The 23,154-nt window shown below is 39.0% G+C and carries 22 protein-coding genes; 18 read left to right on the forward strand and 4 right to left on the reverse strand.

Annotated elements, in window-relative coordinates; translation table 11 throughout:
- The first annotated feature begins 188 nt into the window (after window positions 1-188).
- Window positions 189-668, forward strand: a complete 480-nt coding sequence (locus tag QWZ01_RS06610; protein WP_290322507.1) for a hypothetical protein — start codon at window positions 189-191, stop codon at window positions 666-668.
- A 160-nt stretch (window positions 669-828) separates the two neighbouring features.
- The gene (locus tag QWZ01_RS06615) at window positions 829-3,030 is read left to right on the forward strand and encodes a bifunctional alpha,alpha-trehalose-phosphate synthase (UDP-forming)/trehalose-phosphatase (protein ID WP_290322508.1); all 2,202 of its coding nucleotides are present in this window, start codon (window positions 829-831) and stop codon (window positions 3,028-3,030) included.
- 91 nt (window positions 3,031-3,121) lie between these two features.
- Here QWZ01_RS06615 and QWZ01_RS06620 read toward each other — a convergent pair whose 3' ends face one another.
- The gene (locus QWZ01_RS06620; RefSeq protein ID WP_290322509.1) at window positions 3,122-4,906 is read right to left on the reverse strand and encodes a glycoside hydrolase family 15 protein; all 1,785 of its coding nucleotides are present in this window, start codon (window positions 4,904-4,906) and stop codon (window positions 3,122-3,124) included.
- 154 nt (window positions 4,907-5,060) lie between these two features.
- Here QWZ01_RS06620 and QWZ01_RS06625 point away from each other — a divergent pair, with 154 nt between their 5' ends.
- From QWZ01_RS06625 to QWZ01_RS06670, 10 genes are all read left to right on the forward strand, one after another.
- Window positions 5,061-5,696, forward strand: coding sequence for a peroxiredoxin (locus tag QWZ01_RS06625; protein ID WP_290322510.1), 636 nt, complete (start codon window positions 5,061-5,063; stop codon window positions 5,694-5,696).
- A gap of 136 nt (window positions 5,697-5,832) precedes the next feature.
- Window positions 5,833-6,030: a cold-shock protein gene (locus tag QWZ01_RS06630; RefSeq protein ID WP_290322511.1), complete on the forward strand. Its 198-nt coding sequence runs from the start codon at window positions 5,833-5,835 to the stop codon at window positions 6,028-6,030.
- Between the two features lie 114 nt (window positions 6,031-6,144).
- Window positions 6,145-7,377, forward strand: coding sequence for an MFS transporter (locus tag QWZ01_RS06635; protein ID WP_290322512.1), 1,233 nt, complete (start codon window positions 6,145-6,147; stop codon window positions 7,375-7,377).
- Window positions 7,378-7,476: 99 nt separating this feature from the next.
- Complete coding sequence (gene hemF / locus QWZ01_RS06640; protein WP_290322513.1) at window positions 7,477-8,394, forward strand: oxygen-dependent coproporphyrinogen oxidase; 918 nt, start codon at window positions 7,477-7,479, stop codon at window positions 8,392-8,394.
- Window positions 8,395-8,399: 5 nt separating this feature from the next.
- The gene (locus QWZ01_RS06645) at window positions 8,400-8,801 is read left to right on the forward strand and encodes a hypothetical protein (protein ID WP_290322514.1); all 402 of its coding nucleotides are present in this window, start codon (window positions 8,400-8,402) and stop codon (window positions 8,799-8,801) included.
- A gap of 154 nt (window positions 8,802-8,955) precedes the next feature.
- A complete protein-coding gene (gene gyrA / locus QWZ01_RS06650; RefSeq protein WP_290322515.1) occupies window positions 8,956-11,529 on the forward strand; it encodes a DNA gyrase subunit A in 2,574 nt (857 codons plus the stop codon).
- A gap of 47 nt (window positions 11,530-11,576) precedes the next feature.
- Window positions 11,577-12,650: a tetratricopeptide repeat protein gene (locus QWZ01_RS06655; protein ID WP_290322516.1), complete on the forward strand. Its 1,074-nt coding sequence runs from the start codon at window positions 11,577-11,579 to the stop codon at window positions 12,648-12,650.
- 3 nt (window positions 12,651-12,653) lie between these two features.
- Window positions 12,654-13,916, forward strand: a complete 1,263-nt coding sequence (locus QWZ01_RS06660) for a tetratricopeptide repeat protein (RefSeq protein WP_290322517.1) — start codon at window positions 12,654-12,656, stop codon at window positions 13,914-13,916.
- Window positions 13,917-14,171: 255 nt separating this feature from the next.
- Complete coding sequence (locus QWZ01_RS06665; protein WP_290322518.1) at window positions 14,172-14,561, forward strand: nuclear transport factor 2 family protein; 390 nt, start codon at window positions 14,172-14,174, stop codon at window positions 14,559-14,561.
- 130 nt (window positions 14,562-14,691) lie between these two features.
- Window positions 14,692-15,816, forward strand: a complete 1,125-nt coding sequence (locus QWZ01_RS06670) for an acyltransferase family protein (protein WP_290322519.1) — start codon at window positions 14,692-14,694, stop codon at window positions 15,814-15,816.
- A gap of 25 nt (window positions 15,817-15,841) precedes the next feature.
- Here QWZ01_RS06670 and QWZ01_RS06675 read toward each other — a convergent pair whose 3' ends face one another.
- Complete coding sequence (locus QWZ01_RS06675) at window positions 15,842-16,777, reverse strand: hypothetical protein (RefSeq protein ID WP_290322520.1); 936 nt, start codon at window positions 16,775-16,777, stop codon at window positions 15,842-15,844.
- Window positions 16,778-16,995: 218 nt separating this feature from the next.
- Between QWZ01_RS06675 and QWZ01_RS06680 the strand changes: the two genes are divergently transcribed.
- Entirely contained in the window at window positions 16,996-17,715 is a 720-nt protein-coding gene (locus tag QWZ01_RS06680) for a 3-keto-disaccharide hydrolase (RefSeq protein ID WP_290322521.1), read from the forward strand.
- A 115-nt stretch (window positions 17,716-17,830) separates the two neighbouring features.
- Window positions 17,831-18,625 (forward strand): SDR family NAD(P)-dependent oxidoreductase, encoded by a 795-nt coding sequence (locus QWZ01_RS06685; protein ID WP_290322522.1) that lies wholly within the window; start codon window positions 17,831-17,833, stop codon window positions 18,623-18,625.
- A gap of 76 nt (window positions 18,626-18,701) precedes the next feature.
- On the opposite strand, the gene QWZ01_RS06690 is transcribed toward QWZ01_RS06685, so the two are convergent.
- Window positions 18,702-18,899 (reverse strand): hypothetical protein, encoded by a 198-nt coding sequence (locus QWZ01_RS06690; RefSeq protein ID WP_290322523.1) that lies wholly within the window; start codon window positions 18,897-18,899, stop codon window positions 18,702-18,704.
- 207 nt (window positions 18,900-19,106) lie between these two features.
- Here QWZ01_RS06690 and QWZ01_RS06695 point away from each other — a divergent pair, with 207 nt between their 5' ends.
- From QWZ01_RS06695 to QWZ01_RS06710, 4 genes are read left to right on the forward strand one after another with little or no spacing between them, the layout of a single operon-like run.
- The gene (locus QWZ01_RS06695; protein ID WP_290322524.1) at window positions 19,107-19,583 is read left to right on the forward strand and encodes a DUF4442 domain-containing protein; all 477 of its coding nucleotides are present in this window, start codon (window positions 19,107-19,109) and stop codon (window positions 19,581-19,583) included.
- 8 nt (window positions 19,584-19,591) lie between these two features.
- Window positions 19,592-20,053: a GNAT family N-acetyltransferase gene (locus QWZ01_RS06700; RefSeq protein WP_290322525.1), complete on the forward strand. Its 462-nt coding sequence runs from the start codon at window positions 19,592-19,594 to the stop codon at window positions 20,051-20,053.
- 25 nt (window positions 20,054-20,078) lie between these two features.
- Complete coding sequence (locus QWZ01_RS06705) at window positions 20,079-20,702, forward strand: AlbA family DNA-binding domain-containing protein (RefSeq protein ID WP_290322526.1); 624 nt, start codon at window positions 20,079-20,081, stop codon at window positions 20,700-20,702.
- 56 nt (window positions 20,703-20,758) lie between these two features.
- Entirely contained in the window at window positions 20,759-22,138 is a 1,380-nt protein-coding gene (locus QWZ01_RS06710) for an MATE family efflux transporter (protein ID WP_290322527.1), read from the forward strand.
- Between the two features lie 112 nt (window positions 22,139-22,250).
- On the opposite strand, the gene QWZ01_RS06715 is transcribed toward QWZ01_RS06710, so the two are convergent.
- On the reverse strand, window positions 22,251-23,153 hold the full coding sequence (locus QWZ01_RS06715; RefSeq protein ID WP_290322528.1) for a histone deacetylase family protein: 903 nt from the start codon (window positions 23,151-23,153) through the stop codon (window positions 22,251-22,253).
- Between the last annotated feature and the right edge of the window lies 1 nt (window position 23,154).

Below are 23,154 nucleotides of genomic sequence, written 5' to 3' on the forward strand. Positions count from 1 at the left end.
CATAAACCGATTTTTTTATGGCTTAAAAATTTCAGATATTGTAAATTATACACTAAGTGGTTTAACAAAATTTAAATTTTCTATTATAAAACTCATATAATTATTAAATATTCATAAAAGTTTATTTTTATTTGTCAGATTGTTAATTGTGCTGTATTTTTGTTATGGATTTAAAATTTAAAACAAACATGAAAAAGATATTTTTAACAACTGCAATTGCCGCTTTATTAAGTGTTAATGTATTTGCTGCCGATGGCGCAAAAAAAGTAGATGGTGGTACTAATGTTTCTTATGTAGCTTTACACGGCTTTACTGTTGATTTTGCTGATGCAAAAGACGTTAACTGGACTGTAACTAAAAGCACTCAAAAAGCTACCTTCACTGTTGATGGCGTTAAAAAAACTGCTTTCTATAACCTTAACGGCGAATACTTGGGCGTAACTCAAAGAGTTGATGAAAAAGCTATACCTGCTAAAACCTTGAAACAAATTGAAAAAGATTACAAAGGTTACAATGTAGGTGAAGTTATTGTTTACCAAGCAAACACTGATCTTAACGATAGCATTGATGCAACTTCATACTTTGTTGATCTTAAAAACGATGCTCATGAAGTATTGGTAAGAATCACTCAACAAGGTAACCTTGAGTATTTCCAACAAGTAAGATAATTCTCAAAAAATTTATAAAAAAGCCTTTCTGATATCCAGAAAGGCTTTTTTTATGCTCGAAAATTGTGACTTTTTTCTACTTATTATAATTAACTGACAAACAAAATAGCTGATTTTACCTTTATAAATAAGTAAATTATTATTAATATAAAGGAATAGCATGTCTAAAACAATCATTGTTTCTAACCGGTTACCAGTTAAAATTTCAAAAGCAGATAACGAATATATTTTATCACCAAGCGAAGGAGGTTTAGCTACCGGTTTAGGTTCAATATATAAACAAGGTGATAATGTGTGGATCGGTTGGCCTGGAATTGAGGTTGACGATCAGGATGATAAAGACCACGTTAAAGGTCAATTAAAGGAGCTTAGCCTTATTCCCGTATTTCTTGATCAGGAAGAGATCAATCAATATTACGAAGGTTTTTCAAATGAAGTACTATGGCCGGTATTTCATTACTATGCATCTACATATGCCAATTACAAGCAATCAAACTGGGATTATTATAAGGCCGTAAATCAAAAGTTTAAAGATATTATTTTAAGCGTAGCCGAGCCGGGTGATATTATCTGGATACATGACTATCAGCTGTTACTGTTGCCGGGTTTGGTACGTCAGGAACTTCCCGATGTGTCTATTGGTTTCTTTTTGCATATACCGTTTCCATCGCACGAAATGTTTCGACTTATTCCGTGGCGTTCAGAATTATTGGAGGGTATGTTAGGGGCGGATCTGATCGGTCTGCACACCTTTGATGATGTTCGTCATTTTTTGGGTGCCGCAACCCGTATTTTACCCATAACCAGTTCATCAAATATCATCACTATGGATGAGCGATCTATCGTGATCGAATCGTTCCCAATGGGTATTGATGAAAAGAAGTATGCCAGCCTGCCTTTGCAAGCAGATGTTCAGGAGCAGGTTGAACTAATCAGGAATAACTTTAAAGGTAACAAACTGATACTTTCTATTGACAGGCTTGATTATAGCAAAGGAATATTGCAACGATTACAGGCTTTTGAACTGATGCTGCAACTCTGCCCGGAATGCATTGAAAAAATAGCGCTTTACATGATCGTAGTGCCCTCACGTGATACAGTTCCGCAGTATGCTCACCTGCGCGATGAGATCGATAAAAAGGTTGGAAATATCAATTCGATATACCGTACCATGGATTGGACTCCGATACATTATTATTATCGTTCCTTCCCGATCGAGATGCTTTCGGCCTTGTACTACACTGCTGATGTTTGTTTGGTAACACCAATGCGTGATGGTATGAACCTGGTAAGCAAGGAGTATGTAGCCAGCAGAATTAATAATGACGGTGTATTGATTATGAGTGAAATGGCTGGTTCATCTAAAGAATTAATTGATGCCATAATTGTTAACCCTAATAATACAGGTGAGGTTTGCAGGGCTATTTTACAAGCCATTAAAATGCCTCTTGAGGAACAGAAAAGGAGAATGACGCCCATGCGTCAGCTGGTTGCAAAATTCAACATATCGCACTGGGTCAAAATTTTTATGGATCGCTTAAAAGAAGTAAAATTGATGCAGCGTTCTATGCAAGCCCGTCACGTTAGTATGGCCACGGAGCAATCCATTGTGAACCGGTATATTAAGACCAAAAAACGCATCATCTTTTTAGATTATGATGGCACACTTGTAAATTTTAAATCAAATATAGAACAAGCCAGTCCCGATAAAGAACTCTATGAGATCATCAATAAACTGGTAGAAGATCCTGCCAACGAAGTAGTGATGATCAGTGGTCGAAAACATGAAAACCTGGATGAGTGGTTTAGTGATACCGACATGTACCTTATTGCGGAGCATGGCTCATGGTTTAAAAAACAAAATACATCATGGCATAAAATACCAGGACTCTCTGATCAATGGAAGAATGATATTTACCCAATATTGGAAACCTATGTAGACCGTACTCCCGGTTCGTTCATTGAAGAGAAAACTTATTCACTGGCCTGGCATTACCGCAAGGCTCCAAGTGGTTTAGGTGAGCTTAGGGCCAGCGAACTCATGAATAACTTGAAGTACTTAGCCAGCGATAAAGGTTTACAATTGTTGGCAGGAGATAAAGTACTGGAAGTTAAGAATATGGATATTAATAAAGGTAAGGCAGCCTTAACTTTAACAGAAGGAAAAGACTACGATTTTATTATAGCCTTTGGCGACGATTATACTGATGAGGATATTTTTAAAGCTTTACCCGAAAGTGCTATAACCATTAAAGTGGGCAGCAATTTATCGGCGGCTAAGTTTTACCTGCGCAACCCTGTTGAGGTGCGTAAGCTATTAACCAGCTTTGCTAAAAACTCTAAAGGGGAGCCCGTTGCATAACAATAAATGCAAGTATCAAAAAAGGCCGGTATTAATTATTAATACCGGCCTTTTGTTTAAGTAGATCATATCTAAAAGTTTACCATGTTTTCTATAAAAACACAGGTCTGTCTAACTTCATCGCTATACGGTAGGCAGCATTCATCAAACCAACATGGCTGTAAGCCTGAGGAAAATTACCCCATTGACTTCCAGTTTCCTCATCAACATCTTCACTAAATAGTAACAAGTGATTTGAGTATTGTAATAAATTGGCAAACTCGCGCTGGGCATCATCCAGGCGGCCTACACTGGCAAGGGCCTCTACATACCAAAAGGCGCAAATGAGGAAAGTTGTTTTTGGTTTTCCGAAATCATCAGTGTATAAATATCTGTAAAATAACCCATTAGGAGTTCTTAGCTCTTTTTCCAGTGCAAGCAAATGATCTTTGGCCCTTTGTGATGTAGGGTCGAGATAATTCATCATGATCAGCTGCAGGGTACTGGCATCAAGGTTAGGGCTACCTGCCGAATTGGTGTAAACCTTTCTTACAGGATCATAACAACTTTCTATATGTGCTGCTGCACGTTCCTTAAGGGCAATGGCCCGATCAATAAGTTCCTGGTTTTCAATGGTACGTGCCATTTTTTCAGCTGCAGAAGCACCTGCCCATTGGAATAAATTACTGTAACAGTGTATGTTAGCCATGTTTCTGAACTCCCATATCCCGGCATCTTTTTCATCAATAGTATGCTCCATCTTTTTCAGTAGAAACTCAATCCATTTTACTGAATCTTTTCGTTCCGAAAAAACAAATCGATGATCTGTATATAATGGGAGCAGAGATATCATTACCTGGCCGTAAATGTCATTCTGAATATGTTCATAAGCCTGGTTACCAATACGTACAGGTTGGTTGTTCATGTATCCGTCAAGGTCGGTAAGTATCTGCTCAACCAGATTCTTTTTACCGGTTATGCCATAAAGCGGCTGGTAACGGTCATCTTCAGAAAAGGATATATCAGTAACGTAACTAAAATACTTTTCCATTTCCTCAAAATGACCTATGTGATTTAAGGCAGTTATTACGTAATAAGTATCGCGCAGCCAGCAATAACGGTAATCCCAATTGCGCCCGCTTCCCGGCGATTCGGGCAAACTTGTGGTACTTGCCGCTATAATAGCTCCGGTATCTTCAAACTGGTGTATTTTTAAAGCCAATCCTGACCTAATCACAAAAGGTTGATAGTATGTAGCTATCGAGGAGTGTTTGATCCAGGTGCGCCAGTATTGAACAGTCTCGGCCAAAAATCTTTCGGCAGTTGATATCAATGCAGCCTCTAAAGGCTCTCCATACGTTAGGGCCAGATATTTAACTTCATTTAATACAAAAGCCTGCTCATCAAATACATAACTGATTGGTATGTTGGTGGTCAGCCTCATGCTTTCTTCACCACCCAGGTATTGGATGTGGTTACTGCCACGGTTTACATTAAGTTTTACAGCTCCGTATTCGGATACAGGTTCACACTTAACAATAACCCTTGGTGAGCCTTCAATTGCTTCAATTTTCCTGAACAGCATCAGGGGTTTATAATAACGCTGATGCTGATAAAAACGGGGAGCAAAATCGGTGATGCGGTATTTACCACCGCTTTTAGGGCTCACCTCTGTTATCAAAACATTGGTATTTTCCAGGTAATGTTGCACGGAAGTATATTCACCTTCAGGCAAGATAGAAAATTCGCCACCCTTCTTTTTATCCAGCAGGCCGCCAAAAATAAAGGTGCTGTCAAAACGTGGCCAGCAAAGCCAATCAACATTTGTGTTTTTATTGATGTGCGCTAAAAAAGCGCAATTGCCAATTATTCCGGTGTCGTAGGTATGTCTGTCCATTAATTCTGTTACGTTTGTATTCAATCAAACAGTTCAACAATAAATGCTGTGTAATGTTGGCGTCATATACACTATATTTTTTTTCAGATATTGACTTTTTGAATATTGCATACTAACTTAGTCGACATTATATTACATATAAAACCATACCATCATGAGTTTAAGATTAGGCGATAAAGCCCCAAATTTCAAGGCAAAAACATCAGCAGGCGAAATTGATTTTTATGAATATCTTGGCGATAGCTGGGGCGTACTTTTTTCGCATCCAGGTGATTATACTCCCATTTGTACAACAGAACTTGGAAAAACCGCAGCCCTGAAAGATGAGTTTGCCAAACGCAATGTTAAAGTTTTGGCTTTAAGCGTTGACTCGGTAGAATCACACCACGGTTGGATAAATGATATTAACGAAACACAGGGCGTAGAGGTAAATTTCCCGATAATAGCCGATGAAGATCGTAAAATATCTGAGGCATATGATATGATCCATCCTAATGCATCGGTAAACGCAACAGTAAGGTCGTTATTTATCATCGGTCCGGATAAAGCTGTTAAACTAATCATCACTTATCCGGCTTCAACAGGCCGCAATTTTCAGGAGATCTTAAGGGTTATCGACTCGTTACAATTAACCGCCAATTACAGCGTAGGAACACCTGCCGATTGGAAGGACGGTGAAGACGTTGTTGTAGTACCGGCTATTAAAACTGAAGACATTTCTGCCAAATTTCCAAAGGGTTATACAGCTATAAAGCCTTATTTAAGGATTACTCCACAACCAAATAAATAATTTTATTTGGTTTATTAATTATTTTATATATTTGAAAAAGGCAGGCTTATCTATTCCTTCTGATTATTAAAACCATTTTATTTTCAGTTTGGCTTTAGTTTAATCTAACATGAATTTTTAATATGATAATATAATTATGAAAACTGGAAAAGTAAAATGGTTTAACACACAAAAAGGTTATGGTTTTATTGTTACCGATGATGGTAAAGATCTTTTTGTACACTTCAAAGACGTACAAGGCGGCGTAAATGCCATTAAAGATAATGATGAAGTTACTTATGAAGTGGAAGAAGGAAGAAAAGGATTGCAGGCAGTAAACGTAAAAAAAGTATAGTTAACCTAAGTTATTAGCAAAAAACCTCTGCATACACAGAGGTTTTTTTTGTTTGAAAATTTTTTCAGTATGTATAAATCTGCTACTTTCGCCGTTTAAACACCTATGATTAATATGGATACCGCCGTTTCTGCAAAACTTACAAGAAATGCAATTTTCCTTGTTTTGGTTGCCTCACTTGGCTACTTTGTTGATATATATGACTTATTGGTATTTTCAATAGTACGTAAAAGCAGTTTGCATGATATAGGTATTTCTGATGCCGACATGCTGGCCAAGGGACAGTTTATCATCAACGTACAAATGTTCGGTTTGCTTTTAGGAGGCATTTTATGGGGTGTTATTGGCGATAAGCTGGGCCGTATAAAAGTACTCTTTGGTTCCATATTGTTATATTCTATAGCCAATTTTGCAAATGCTTATGTTACTGATGTAAACATGTATGCTACCATCCGCTTTATTGCAGGCATTGGCTTGGCGGGTGAATTAGGTGCCGGTATTACCCTGGTAACTGAAACGTTGAGCAAAGAGAAACGTGGTTACGGAACCATGATCGTGGCTGTAATAGGCTTATTTGGTGCCGCTGCGGCAGTAATGGTGGCCAAACACGGTTGGCAAAATGCTTACAAAGTAGGAGGTGGACTTGGCATCCTGCTGCTTTTACTGAGGATAGGAACCTTTGAATCAGGCATGTTTAAAAATGTAGAGAAGTCTGATGTGTCAAAAGGAAACTTTTTTATGCTGTTCAGTAACTGGGGCAGATTTAAAAAGTACATATACTGCATTTTAATTGGCGCGCCCTTATGGTATGTAGTTGGAGTTCTGGTTACATTCAGTCCTGAATTTGGGGTAGCCTTAAAGGCTAAAGACGCCTTGAGCGCGGGTGATGGCGTATTATACTGCTACATCGGTATAGCTGTAGGTGATATATTCGCGGGTTTACTTTCCCAGATCACCAGGTCAAGAAAACTTACCATGGTGGTGTTTTTATTGATCTCTGTAATAAGCGTGATTTGCTATTTACGTGCCGAAGGCCTTACAAGTCAGCATTTTGTTTGGTTATGCTTTTTCATGGGCTGCACGGTAGGCTACTGGGCAACCTTTGTTACTATTGCCGCCGAACAATTTGGCACCAACATACGCGCTACAGTAACTACAACAGTTCCAAACTTTGTAAGAGGTTCACTTATTCCCATTACATTGGCGTTTAATGCCTTTAAAGGTCATTATGGAATGATTACCAGCGGTTATATCATGATGGGCATACTTACCCTCATCGCGTTGCTTTCATTAAGCCAGTTAAAAGAAACATTTGGTAAAGATCTGGATTACGCTGAGGTCAGCTAATTTTAAAATGAATTATTGATTTGCCGAATTTTGATGAAGCAGATCAATAGATTACTAATTTTACCGTTATAATCCAGTAAATTGATAATTAAGTAATTAATGATAAGCAAAGAACAAATAGCCGCCGATTATCAGCAAATACAAGATGAGATATGTGCCGCTCTTGAACGGGTTGATGGTAAAGCGAAATTTGAAGAGGAACAGTGGGAACGGGAAGGCGGCGGCGGCGGGCGTACACGCATTATTCAAAATGGCAATATATTTGAAAAAGGTGGTGTAAACTTCTCAGCGGTTCATGGTCAGCTTTCTGAAAATATGAAAAAGGCCTTGCAGGTAGAGTCAGATGATTTTTTTGCAACCGGCGTATCCATCGTGATCCACCCCAATCATCCCATGGTGCCTATCATTCATATGAATATCAGGTATTTTGAAATGCCATCATCATTCGGTAATGAAAATAAACCGGTAAGATGGTTTGGTGGCGGCATTGATCTTACACCGCATTATATTATTGACAGCGATGCCCAATATTTTCACAGCAGCCTGAAAGTGGTGTGCGACGCTTACTACCATGATTTTTACCATCGGTTTAAGTTATGGGCCGATGACTATTTCTTTATTAAACACCGTAACGAAACACGTGGTATAGGTGGTATATTTTATGATCGTTTAACTGCCAATGATGAGCTTTCATGGGATGCTATTTTTGAGTTTTCTAAAGCCCTGGGGCGCTCATTCATCCCTACATATACCGAACTGGTTGAGCGCAACCGCAATAAAACATTCACCCAACAACAACAGGAATGGCAATACCAACGCCGTAGCCGTTATGCTGAATTTAACCTGGTATATGATGCCGGTACCAAATTCGGGCTCGAAACCAATGGTCGTATTGAATCGATATTAATGAGCTTACCGCCAACTGCCAAATGGTTCTACAATTTCCAGGCGACAGCAGGCAGTGAAGAAGAAAAAACATTGCAGTTATTAAAAAAGGGTGTTAACTGGGCCGAATAACTGTTATGAAGAAAGTAATCTTCCCTGTATTATCAGTTGTTATTTTATGTTCATTCATAAAAAATCAAAGCTCAACGCTTCAGGGCGTTTGGGAATATAGGGGAGGGCTGATTAATGGTAAAACGGACAGTATGTCAACCGCGTACAAGCTGCAACGGACATATGATAAAGCACATTACCAAGCCCTGGTAATTGAAAAAGGTGCCAAGCCTTTTATTTATGAAAAAGGTGATTATACACTCAATGCCAATACCTGTTTTGAAAAGCAAACTTATTGCAGCCAACCTTCAAAATTATTAGGCAAAACAGTAAAATATGCGTACACGGTTAGTAACGATACACTTAAATTACTGGCCACATTACCCAATGGCAATAAGATAGAAGATCATTGGGTAAAAGTTCAATAGTTGGTTGGTACAATAGTTCATTAGCCTCATCCTATTATCTGTTAATGAACCAAAAAAATGGCGCAATAATCAACTATTTTCTTAACTTCGCAGGTCGTTTAAAAAACACTTTTTTAACGCGCAATTATAGAGAAGATTCCACAAATTAATAAAAATGGCCGAAGGAACAGAAAACGATAATTCATTAAGCGAGGACAGAATAATTCCAATAAATATTGATGAGGAAATGAGATCAGCCTACATTGATTATTCAATGTCGGTGATTGTTTCCAGGGCATTACCCGATGTCCGCGACGGTTTAAAACCCGTACACAGGCGTGTTTTATACGGCATGCTCGACCTGGGTTTAAATAATAACAAACCTTACAAAAAATCTGCCCGTATAGTGGGTGAGGTTATGGGTAAGTATCACCCGCACGGTGATAAATCTGTTTACGATACCATGGTACGTATGGCCCAGGAATGGAGCTTACGCTACCTGTTGGTTGAGGGACAGGGTAACTACGGTTCAATTGATGGTGATGAACCTGCTGCAATGCGTTATACAGAAGCCCGTTTGCAGAAACTGGCCGAGGAGATGCTTGCTGATATCAATAAAGATACCATTGATTTCCAATTAAATTTTGACGACTCATTACAGGAGCCAACCGTTTTACCTTCTAAATTCCCTAACCTGCTGGTTAACGGAGCATCGGGTATTGCGGTGGGTATGGCTACCAATATGGCGCCCCATAACCTGTCGGAAGTTATTGATGCTACCATAGCATTGATCGATAACCGTCAGATAGAGGTTGCCGAATTAATGAAATATGTAAAAGGCCCTGATTTCCCTACCGGGGGTATCATCTACGGCTTTGAGGGCCCACGTGAAGCACTGGAAACAGGGCGTGGCAGGGTAGTGATCCGTGCACGTGCAGAGATTGAAACCCATGGCAGCGACAGGGAACGCATTGTTGTAACTGAAGTGCCTTACCAGGTAAACAAAGCGCTCATGATTGAGCGTACTGCCGAACTGGTTAATGATAAAAAACTGGAAGGCATATCTTCTATCAGAGATGAATCAAGCCGCGAAGGTATCCGTATTGTTTATGAAATTAAACGGGAAGCTAATGCAGCCATTGTATTGAACAATTTGTTTAAATACACTGCCTTACAAACGTCGTTCAGTGTAAACAACATTGCGCTGGTGAATGGCCGCCCAATGATGCTTAACCTGAAAGATCTGATACATCATTTTGTTGAGCACAGGCATGAGGTTGTTATACGCCGTACCAAATATGAACTGAACGAGGCCGAGAAACGCGCCCACATTTTAGAAGGTTTACTGATAGCATTAGATCATCTGGATGAAGTGATTCGCCTGATACGTGCTTCACAAACACCTGATGAGGCGAGAGAGGGATTAATGACCTCGTTTGGCTTAACCGATATTCAGGCCCGTGCCATATTGGACATGACACTGCGCCGGTTAACAGGACTTGAGCGTGATAAGATCAAAGATGAGTATGCTGAATTAATGAAACTGATAGAGCATTTAAAATCAATTTTGAATGACGAAGGCCTGAGGATGCAGATCATTAAAGATGAACTATTAGAGATCAAAGAAAAATATGGTGATGAGCGCCGTACCGAAATGGTTCACTCATCTGCCGAAATGCAAACTGAAGATTTTATTGAAGACGAAGATGTAGTGATCACCATATCACGTGAGGGTTACATCAAACGTACACCGTTAACAGAGTATCGTCGTCAGGGCAGGGGTGGTAAAGGTGCTATCGGCAGCAATAGTCGCGATGCCGACTTTATTGAGCATCTGCTTGTAGCTTCAAACCACAACTACATGTTGTTCTTTACCGAATCCGGTCAGTGTTACTGGCTCAGGGTATTTGAAATTCCGGAAGGCACACGTACCTCAAAAGGCCGGGCCATCCAGAATATCATCAATATCCCGAAAGAGGAAAACATTAAGGCTTACATCAAACTGATCAGCCTTAAGGATCAGAACTACCTGGAGAACAACTTCATAATCATGTGTACCAAAAAGGGTACCATCAAAAAAACATCGCTTGAGGCTTACTCACGTCCGCGTGCTAATGGTATCAACGCTATCAACATTAACGAAGGCGATTCATTATTGGAAGCAACCTTAACTACAGGCAGCAGCGAAATTGTAATGGCACTTAAATCAGGCCGGGCTATCCGCTTCAACGAATCAAACGTTAGGCCGATGGGACGCACAGCAACTGGTGTTCGTGGTATAACCCTTGATGGTGAGAACGATGAAGTGGTAGGTATGATCAGTATCGACGACGCGGAAACAACTGTTTTGGTGGTATCAGAAAAAGGATACGGTAAACGTACCGATATTGATGACTACAGGGTTACCAATCGTGGCGGTAAAGGTGTAAAAACTTTAAATATTACTGAAAAAACCGGAAACCTTGTGGCCATAAAAGGTGTTACTGATAAGGAAGATTTGATGATCATCAACAAATCGGGCATTATTATACGTATAGCCATTAGCGAGCTCAGAACTATGGGCCGTGCTACACAAGGTGTAAGGTTAATAACACTTAAAAATAATGACGAGATTGCCTCAGTTGCTAAAATTGAGCATGACGAAGATGAGGAAAAGGAATCTGAAGAAAATGCTGAAGGCGGTGAAGCAGACGAAAATGCAGCAACTACCAACAGCGAAGAATCAACCACCGACGAACCAACTGAATAAATAATATGCAATGCCGTAAAATTTTCTTATCGGTTTTAGTAACATTTATGACTACAACCTTTGCCTTTGCGCAAAGCGAGGCTTTAAAGGTTGTAGTTAATAATCTGGCTTATTATAAGCAGAAAAATGACCTGAAGTACTTAGCCGCCGCTAAAAAATCGGCTGATAGCTTGATCATCACCAAGTCTGACACGGCTGATATAGAGAAAAATGCATATCGTGCCCTGGTTAATTCCAGTATTTTATATATCGATTCGTTAAATAAACTGGCTCAGCCGGCAACTCTACTGGCCGAAACATCAACTTTGGTTGATAAGGTATCGGTTAATAAAAAGGCATATAATTTTCAGTCCGAGATTGATTATTCAAAGCGCTGTTTGGCAAATGTTTATATCCGTAAAGGTTTTGAATTTGTTAATAATTCTGACTTTACCAATGCTACCCAGTCGTTTAAGAATGCACGCAAATATGCTCCGAACTTTAAGCAAATAGATGACTATATAGCTTATTCAAACAACAAATCAGGCAATTTGGTTGATGCTGCTAAATACTATAGTAATTTATTAGCGGTAGATAGCACCAAGGCGGAGTATATTGAAACAGCTTCAAGTATTTACAAATCATTGGGAGATACCTCAAAAGCTTTACAGATTCTTCAAAAGGGAAGAAAACTTTTACCAACCGACAGGTTTTTGCTTCTTGATGAGGCCAGCATCTATAATAATCAAAAAAACTATAAAGCTTTAGAGCCATTAATTGGACCTTTACTTGATATTAATGCAAATAACGCCGATATTGCATTTGTAGCCGCAAATTGCTATGATCATTTAAACAAATACGATAAGGCAGAATCTCTTTATTTGCGTACTATTGAATTAAATGGATCTGCTTATGATCCGGTTTTTAATTTAGGTTTGCTTTATTTAAAACAAAGCGCGGCTGCGCAGGGGAGTGCTGTTAATGAAAATATTGACCGCGCCGCCCAATGGCTTGAAAAGGCTTATGAAATATCGCCCAATAATGTATTGGGGCTAAAGGCGCTGCAGTTGGTTTATGATAAAACTGGCAACAAAGACCAATTGGATAAAGTAAATAACAAACTAAAACAGATAACAAATTAAACTATGAAAATCAAATTTTTGATGACTGGCCTTTTAGGCTTAGTTTCAGCAACTACGTTTGCACAAAAAGGCGAATTGAGTACCGCTAAAAGTGAGTATGACAACTATGAGGGATTAAGAGGCTCAAAAGCTACCATCTCGGTTGCTGTTAAAAGCCTTGGTACAGCAAAAACCTCCATTGATAAAGCTTCAACCAACGAAAAAACAGCTGCTTTGCCTCAAACTTTTGCATTAAAAGGAGCAATTTATGCAGCACTTGCAGTTCAGGATACAGTATCGGCAACTTCAATGCCTTTATTTACCACTGCTGATGAATCGTTAAAAAAAGCTAAAGAGCTTGATACAAAAGGCGAAAACAAACAGATCATTGATAACGCCTATTTAAACCTGGCACAATACCAGTTAACCAAAGGTGTTGCCGAATATTCGGCGGGTAAATATGACGTGGCTTATCAATCATTTGATTATTACCGCACAGTATTACCTGAAGATACCAATGCTATTTATTATACAGGGTTAGCAGCGGCAAATGCCAAGAACTATCCGGCAGCTATTACTAACTATAACAAGTTGGTTACTACTAAGTACTCCAAAGGTGCAACTATTTACATGGACCTTTCTTCATTATACTTAGCAGGTAAGGATACAACCAATGCACTTAAATCAGTTACCGATGGTATTGCAAAATACCCTGCAAATTCAGATCTGCGTAAAAGGGAAATAGAAATTAGCTTGCAAACAGGTAAAGAAAAAGAAGTTGCCCAAAAAATTCAAGCCGCTATAGCTGCTGATCCTAAAAACAAAACACTATATTATTACGCTGGATTAACTTACTCACAAACTGCTGAGTCAATTATCAGGGAGCAGGCAAAAGCAAAAGATGCGGCAACTAAGAATACACTACAACAACAAAAAGTAGACAGCTACAATAAAGCTGCAGAAATGTACAAAAAAGCATTAGAGATAGATCCTAACTATTTTGAAGCTAATTTGAATTTAGGGTATGTAACACTTAACCCAGCAATTGACGCGTACAATGCTGCAAATAAATTACCGGCAAACAAACAGAAAGAGTACGATGCGGCTATAGCTAAAGCAAATGCCCAGTTTGACTTGGCAAAACCATATTTGTTAAAAGCAGTTGAATTAAATCCTAAATCAATTGATGCATTAACAAATTTAAGAACATATTACTTAGGTAAAAAAGATACAGCAAACGCTGAAGCAACCAAGAAAAAATTAGATGCGTTAAACGGCGCACAATAACAACATAGGATAGGCTTTCTTAGAAAAGCCTATCTTTTTAAATTATTTACTTAACATAATGTTAATTATGAGAAGTATTCGTAATGCATTTTAGTATTTATCAAACTGTTCTGCTTGGATATATCAAATGCATTGAAAATTGTCAACTACACAAAAACGGATACATTTCAATTGACTATATCTGAATTAATAACCAAAGAGTTAAATTTAAATTAATGATGCTATTTGTAAATTTTAAATCAATCCAATAAACTCATGAAAACTGAAGAAGAATTAATACGCGAGGCGCTGAACATTCATTGGAGCGCTTCGGCATCCGGCGATGTGAATACAGAACATGATATTTATGCCGACGATGCTATTTGTGATTATCCGCAATCGGGCGAACGGATACTCGGCCGAAACAATTTGCAGGCATTACGAAGCCATCATCCCGGCAAACCTTCAGGTTTCCAGGTTAAGCGTATAATTGGAAAGGGTAATCTTTGGATTACCGAGTACACGATACTTTACCAGGGTCAATCAGCATACACGGTGAGTATTATGGAATTTCATGATGGCAAAGTGGTTCATGAAACACAGTATTTTGCAGATGCATTTGAAGCACCGGCCTGGCGAAGTCAATGGGTTCAGCAAATGTCCTGATGCGTTGGAATAAAAAACTATTTTATTTGCCGGAGTAAGAATTTGAGATAAAACCTCGAAAGATTGATACTTTACTACCAGTTAATGTAGCTTAAAACTTTCATCTTTAAAGCCTCATTAACATAATTATATGTATCAAGTACCTGTTTCATCAAGCTCTCTGAAATCAAAACAGCATTTTGAGATATTAGATGGCCTTAGAGGTGTCGCAGCTGTTGCCGTTGTGATTTTTCACTTTATGGAAATTGCTGTTCCTGATTATACCAAAAGTTTCATCGCGCACGCATATCTGGCGGTTGATTTCTTTTTCTGCCTGTCGGGATTTGTGATAGCTTATGCGTATGATCAAAGATTAAACAAAATTGGTCTTTTAAAATTCTTTAAACTAAGACTTATTCGTTTACATCCGCTGGTAATTATTGGTTCCATAATCGGGTTAATAGCATTTGTTTTTGATCCTTTCAGTAATTTGCATGAGGCTTATTCCAATAAAACTTTATTGATGTTTCTGGCATCATGTTTTATGGTTCCTTACCCCCTTGTGCATGAGCGATATTTTAATCTATTTCACCTTAACCCTCCTACCTGGTCTTTATTTTGGGAATACATAGCCAATATAGTGTACGTGCTTGTCTTAGTTAAAGTACGTAACAAAGCGTTGTGGCTACTCACATTAATAGGTGCTGTAGCCCTTTGTTATGAGGCCCATATATCGGGTAATTTAGGTGTAGGCTGGGGTGGTGATAATATTTCCGGCGGAGGCATAAGGGTATTTTACTCGTTTTTGGCAGGTATTTTAATTTACCGTTCAGGTTGGATCATCAATTCACGGCTTGGCTTCATTTCATCCAGCGCATTGTTAGTTTTTGTTTTTCTTATCCCTTTTGCAGGAAAAACCAATCCATTTGTTGATCCGTTGATCGTGATATTCTTTTTCCCGCCTTTAGTTGCATTAGGTGCCGGAGCAAAATTAAAATCTTCATATACATCAATCTGCAGGTTTTCTGGGGATGTCTCCTACCCTCTTTATATGATTCATTATCCGTTTATATGGTTGTTTATGAGTTGGGTTGAATTGAAAAAACCATCTATAAACGAAATGTCAATTGTTATGATTTTAGGCGTTACTTTATTATTGGTGGTGGCTTATTTAGTGATGATTTTTATTGACGAACCCATACGCAGGTATTTGAAAAATAAAATGGGTGCCTCTGTAGTTTCAAAGGTCCTGGAAGCATCTGAGGTTAATTCTTAATAAGTATCCATTTTTTTCACCGTAACTATCTTCCGGTTTTACCATCCACATGCACATTAATCTCGCTTGCATGTACAATTCCCAAAGTTGAACCGGGTTTTACATCAAGATAATATTTAAGGTAGTTTTCCATGATGGCTTTTGAAAACTGTATATAATTTTCCCTGAAAGATTCATCGAAAAAAGCTATTAATGGCTTACCATAATGTATTCCGCCATTAATATCTACAAAAATACTAAACGAATAATAAAAATTTGAGTCGGCCTTGTTTATGGCAATATCAAAGGTAGGGCTCATATAATCATCAGAAGTATTAAAATGATTCAGCAGGTCGCCCTCAGTTTTCCATTTTTTTATTCTTACAAAATGGCTTTTGCTTTTCAGCTCCGCTGGTTGAAGACCGGCAAAGGCCTTTCTATAATCTTCATTAGCTATATTGGTTAACTGTTTGATATATAAAGTATCATTCCTGCTTGCCCTTTTTAATATACCAGTGTCGCTGTGGAGTACATTTTTAATGTAATTGTCGGCATAAAGTATCATGTAAATTTTTGATCCCCTCGTATCAACTGAATCGCCATAAGATTCTAATACTTCCAACTTAATACTATCCTTATTCATCTGCTTTACCTTTAACCAGGTACGGGCAGTATTAAAGATAGAATCATATCCACGTGTTAAAGGGAAATTAATGAACTTCTCCCGGCTTGGGCTATAAATACTGGTAGAATCATCTGAAATAAAATTGATGCGCCATTGAGGCTCCAAATAATAGCCTTGAGCGTTAAAAGAAAGACCATCGGCTTTACGTCGGGCTATTTCTGTATAGCCAATACCTTTTACAGCTTTAAAGGATATAAGATCTTTTTCGCCGTTATGCTTAACAATATCACGGTGCTTACAAGCAGGTAAAAAGGCAATAATAAAACACAGAAATAAAAGATATTTTATAACAAACATGATAATAAGATTTGGTACTCAAAAGATAACTATTTATAAAATGCATATCGAATAATATGAGCTATTTATTTAAAAAATAAGCCTTTGAGTTTCAGGGAGCATTGATGTTGTGTTTATTTAACCTGGCACACTTTGTAACACTTTTAACGTTTTTTATCGGGCCCTAACCTAACTTTGTTCTATTTTATTACCTTAGAACATCCAAATTCTAAGAACCAATGAAAAAAACGCTAATTATTTTTACAGCACTTGCAATGATGGGCAGTGTTAGTATGGCTCAGGCTCCAAACACACTTACCAAAAAAGAAAAGAAAGAAGGCTGGAAATTATTATTTGATGGCAAAACAACTAAAGGCTGGCATACCTACCTAAGGGATACCGTAGGCTCAAAATGGCAGGTTAAAGACGGTGCCATTGTATTTGACCCGAGCAAACCAAAAGAAGGCGGAGGCGATATTGTTACCAACGATGTGTACGAAAACTATGAGCTTAACCTTCAATGGAAAATTTCAAAAGGTGGCAACAGCGGGATAATTTTTGATATTCAGGAAGATCCTAAATTTAATGCCACCTATCTTACCGGCCCGGAAATGCAGGTATTGGATAATATAGATGCTGATGATAATAAAAAGCAAAATCACCTGGCAGGTTGCTTATATGACATGTCAGGCGATTCGACAGTGTCAAAACCTGTACCTGTTGGCGAATGGAACCAGGTAAGGCTTATCCAAAATAAAGGCCACCTTACTTTTTACCTTAATGGTATTAAAACCTTTGAAGGCCAAATGGGCAGCGACGAGTGGAATAAAATGGTAGCTGGCAGTAAATTCGCTAACCCGGCATTTACAAACTTTGCTAAAGTTGCAAAGGGTAAAATTGCTTTACAGCAACATCCGGGTTCAAGTCAATGGAGAAACATCAAGATCCGTCAGTTATAATTATAGATTACAGTCATTGTAATTCCATCTTTTAATTACATCACTGCTAAAAGTATGATCCGGCACTACAGTTGTGCATTTGTCCATAAACTCAACATATTTTAATTAAAATAATATGGATCTTAAACTTAACGGTAAAACCGCATTAGTAACCGGCTCAACTGCCGGTATTGGTTATGCCATTGCCAAATCATTGGCAAATGAAGGTGTACAAGTATACATTAACGGCCGTACTAAAAGCAAAGTTGATGCAGTGATCGAGAAACTCAAAGCTGAAACCGGTAACTCTAATGTTAAAGGCATAGCTGCGGATTTTTCAAACGCGCAGCAGGTTGAAAGCCTGATACAACAGCTTCCGGAGGTTGATATACTGGTAAACAACATCGGTATTTTTGAACCTAAAGAATTCAGGGATATAAGTAATGAAGATTGGAGCCGGTTTTATGAGGTGAATGTGATGAGCGGTGTAAAGCTATCGCAAGCCTACCTTGATAAAATGATCGCCAAAAACTGGGGCCGCATAATCTTCATCTCCAGCGAATCAGGCTTACAGATCCCTACCGAAATGATACACTACGGCATGACCAAAACAGCGCAAATTGCGGTTTCAAGAGGACTTGCAGAACTTACTGTTGGCACCGGAGTAACGGTAAATTCAATATTGCCCGGGCCTACATTATCAGAAGGAGTTGGTGATTTTATGACGGCTTTAGCTGAAAGCAAAGGACTAAGTGATGCCGAAATGGAAAAAGAATTTTTCGCTTCTGTACGCCCTACTTCCATCATTAAAAGATTTATTACCCCCGATGAAATTGCCAATTTGGTAACCTTTGTGGCCAGTCCACTTTCATCTGCAACCAACGGCGCAAGTTTACGTGCCGACGGCGGTGTTATTAAAACAGCTTTTTAAAACGACTATACCTAATAAAAAAATCCCGGAGCAGATTACCTGCTCCGGGATTTTTTATATCATACTGATTTTAAGCTTATGGCTTTTTAGTAGTATCAGTTTTGGTTGTATCTTTTTTAGCTGTATCGGTAGCCGCAGGTGTAGTAGTAGTTGTAGCTGAATCTACTTTGGTGCTGTCAGATCCGCCGGCTGCTTTTTCAGCAGAACCACAACCACTTGCTATTGCACCTACGATTGCCGCGACAAGTGCAAGACTTAAAATTTGCTTTTTCATAAATTTTATTTGTTTTAGAGTTATCAATTTACTGTTTGAACATACTATTAACCACACACCGCGTATATTGTTTAAGCTTAAGCGAGTATTACAGTAAATTTTGCTTTTAGCATATCGTATTTTAAAACAGCCATTTGCATGGGTATGGTTTTAATTTTACATAATACATGCAAATATTTTATTATAAATTTCAGATATTTAAGAACTATGGTGGTATCTGAAAGAATGCTAAAGTGGGCCATGCGCTTATATCCTCCCCTTTTTTTTCAGCGCATTTGGGTGATTAAATTTGATAAAGGATTTAAAGGTGTACATGTTAAAATCAAGAAAAGTATTTTAAATAAAAACTATAATGACGCTATTTTTGGCGGAACCATATTTTCTGCCGCCGATCCGTTTTACCCGGTTTTGTTTCACCAGCTGTTATTGCAAAAAGGATATAAATTAAAGGTTTGGTCAAAATCATCAACCATTGAATACTTGAAGCCCGGCTCGTCAGACCTGTTTTTTAAGATCAATTTAACCGATACCGAAATTGCGCTGGCCGAGCAGATCCTGAATACACAGGGTAAGTACATGGCTCATCACCCTATTGATATTTATAATAAGAGCGGAGAAATATGCGTATCTGTAATGAACGAAGTATACCTGCGCAACTTAAACTTTACTGATACAAGCTTGTAATTAATATAATGAGTACCGTACTAATGAACGATGAAGCTTTTATAAAGCGGGGCTACCAAATATCAACCGATAAAAAACTGTTAAATATCAACGTTATATATGATTATTTAAATAATGACTCCTATTGGGCAAGGGGTATCCCCCGCCAAAAACTTGAAAATGCTATAGCTAATTCCATGTGTTTTGGAGTTTATCATGAAGGGGAACTGGTCGGTTTTGCCAGGGTGGTGACTGACAACGCTACCTTCGCCTACCTTTGCGATGTATTTGTTTTACCCACTTTCAGGAAAAAGGGGCTATCAAAATGGCTGGTGCAAACTATTGTTAATCACCCGGACCTACAGGGATTAAGAAGATGGTCATTAGCTACAGCCGATGCTCATGGACTTTACAGCCAGTTCGGTTTTTCACAAATAACCAGGCCAGATAGATGGATGGAAATATTTAACCCCTATATTGAGCCTCAATAATGGTTTAAGGGATAATGGAGTTATCATGAATATCAAAAAACTCATTTTTGAGGGTGAAGGCGTAACGCTCGACTTTAAGAAAACTATTACCAGCTGCGAAAAAATAGCCCGCACCATGGTGTCCTTTGCCAATAACAAAGGTGGCAAGTTATTGATAGGTGTTGCCGATGATGGCACCATCAAAGGTGTAAAATCTGAAGACGAAGAGCGTTATATGATCACCAAAGCTGCTCACTTTTTTGCCCGGCCCGCTTTGGATCCTGTTTTTGAAGAAATTTATATAGATGACAAACTGGTACTGGTGGTTGACACCCCTCCCAGCGATCTAAAACCTCATTACGCCCTTGCCGAAGATGGTAAATGGTGGGCGTATGTACGTGTAAAGGATAAAAGCGTGTTAGCCAGTAAAATTGTACTTGAGGTACTCAAACGCTCGGCCAATGATCAAGGTGTTTTAATTGAATATTCTGAAAACGAAAAATCGCTTTTAGAGTACCTGGAGAAAAATACCCGTATAACCATCAAAGAGTGCAGCGAGCTGTTAAACGTCGGTCGCCGCAGGGCTCAGCGTGTGCTGGTTGATCTGATACTTTCAGGTCTTATCCGCATCAATACCACGGAAAAAGAAGAGTATTATACAGCCTGTTAATACCCGTTATTAGCATCATTATCATTACTTTTGCAACCCCGTTTGGAGCCTGAGTAATGAAAAACTTTTTCCTGAAATATAAACCCTATTATACCGACAGCCTTAAACTGGCCATTCCGGTGGTAATATCACAGTTGGGGCATACGCTGGTTCAGATGTCTGATTCTATTATTGTAGGGCATTTTGCAGGTACGGTATCCTTAGCAGCGGTTTCATTGGTCAACAGTCTTTTCATGGTGCCGCTGGTTATCGGTATGGGTATTTCCTATGGCTTAACCCCGCTCGTAGCTCAAAACAACGGCAGGCGTAACTTTAAAGAATGTGGCATGCTGTTATCAAACAGCTTGTTTTTAAATATGCTCACCGGTATCATTTTATTCGCGGGAATTTATTTTGGCACCATGATGCTGATCAGTCATCTTGATCAGTCGCCGGCGGTTGTGCAGGAAGCTAAGCCGTTTTTACTACTGTTGAGTTTGTCGCTTATTCCCCTACTTATATTTAATACATTCAAGCAATTTGCCGAAGGCCTGGGCTTTACCAAGCAGGCTATGATGATATCCATCTGGGGTAACGTGATCAATATTTGCCTGGGTATTACCTTTGTAAAGGGCCTGTTTGGTATACATCCAATGGGTATTCGTGGTGTGGGTTACAGTACACTTATTGATAGGTGTATCATGGCTATAGTGATGGCGGTTTACGTTTTACGATCGCCAATTTTTAAGGAATACTTAAAGAGTTTCGCCATTAAAAATATCGACCGAGTTCGTGGATTACAGATCATGAAAATAGGCGCTCCGGTGGCTATGCAATATACCTTTGAGATCAGCGCGTTTGGCGGGGCAGCTATTCTGATAGGCACTATTGGTTTGGTGCAACAGGCTGCTCACCAGGTAGCCATGAGTTTAGCCGCCATGACCTATATGATGGCCAGCGGCCTATCTTCAGGTGCGGCCATCAAATCGGGTAATTATTTTGGTGCAGGCGATCACCGGAATCTCCGCTTGTCGGCCATTTCCAATTATCATATCGTGCTTGCATTTATGGCCATCACGGCTTTGATATTTACTTTTGGCAGGCATCTGTTACCATGGATAATTACTTCTGATGAAAAAGTAATTGCTATTGCAGCACAGCTACTTATCATTGCAGCCTTCTTTCAACTATTTGATGGTACACAGGTTGTTGGCTTAGGTATATTGCGTGGAATGGGCGATGTAAATGTACCCACATTCATTACCTTTTTGGCTTATTGGATAGTTGGATTACCCGTAGGTTATTTGCTTGGCGTTAAGCTCAATATTGGTGTTTACGGGGTTTGGTACGGACTGGTATTAGGCCTTGCTACCGCTTCTGTGCTGTTATTTATCCGATTCAATTTCATCAGTAAAACCCATCGTGATAAAACAATCCCTATTCTGGCTAAGGATTAATTTTTTTGAATAGTAGTGGCTGCTTGTGCCTTGTGAGTCAAGAAAACTTACGAAGTTTTAAAAACTTCGTAAGTTTGGAAATTTATTGTTTCTCTTCCTATAGCATGCTTAACTAAAAATACAGATCAGTAGCAATCTTAAAAGTATTGCAATGCGCCTCGGCAATATCTTTTATTTGCGGGGAATAGCCACCTCCCATACTTACCTGTACCGGGATGTTATTATTGATGCATTGTTCAAATACAAACTTGTCGCGCAGTTTACAGGCTTCTTTGGTCATAGCTAATTTACCCAACTTATCGGTAGCCAGTATATCCACACCAGCCAGGTAAAATATAAAATCAGGTTGCTGCTGTTTGATCAACCGGGGTAAAGTATCATACAGAATATTCAGGTATTCATCATCCGTAACGCCATCAGCCAGCGGAATATCCAGATCGGATCTTTCCTTGCGTGATGGGAAATTGTTGGCTCCGTGCATGGAGAAAGTAAACACACGGGGTTCATTTTCAAATATTTGGGCTGTACCATTACCCTGGTGTACGTCTAAATCAATAATTAAGATAGATTTAGCTAAATTATTATTTAATAGGTAGTTAGCCGCAATTGCCTGATCATTCAGCAAACAAAAACCTTCACCCCAATTACTGCCTGCATGGTGTGTTCCGCCGGCCACGTTAAAAGCCACACCATTATCAAAAGCAAACTTACAGCCATCTATAGTCCCTTTGGCTATCCTGATCTCGCGCTCTACCAATCGAGCCGATAAGGGGAAACCTATACGCCGCTGATCCTTGGGAGGCAATGTCAGATCACGCAGCTGGTGCCAATACCCTTCGTCATGTGTTTGAAGTATAATGTTTTCATCAAGTACATCAGGTGAAAATAAATTGTCCGGAGTGATCACACCTTCGTGCAGCAATTGCGCGGCAATCAGCTCATATTTCAGCATCGGAAAACGGTGACCTTCGGGCAGCGGGTGCGCATATATGGGATCGAAAGCTATTTTGAGCATA

It is taken from the genome of Mucilaginibacter aquaedulcis (assembly GCF_030409325.1).
Taxonomy (GTDB): domain Bacteria; phylum Bacteroidota; class Bacteroidia; order Sphingobacteriales; family Sphingobacteriaceae; genus Mucilaginibacter; species Mucilaginibacter aquaedulcis.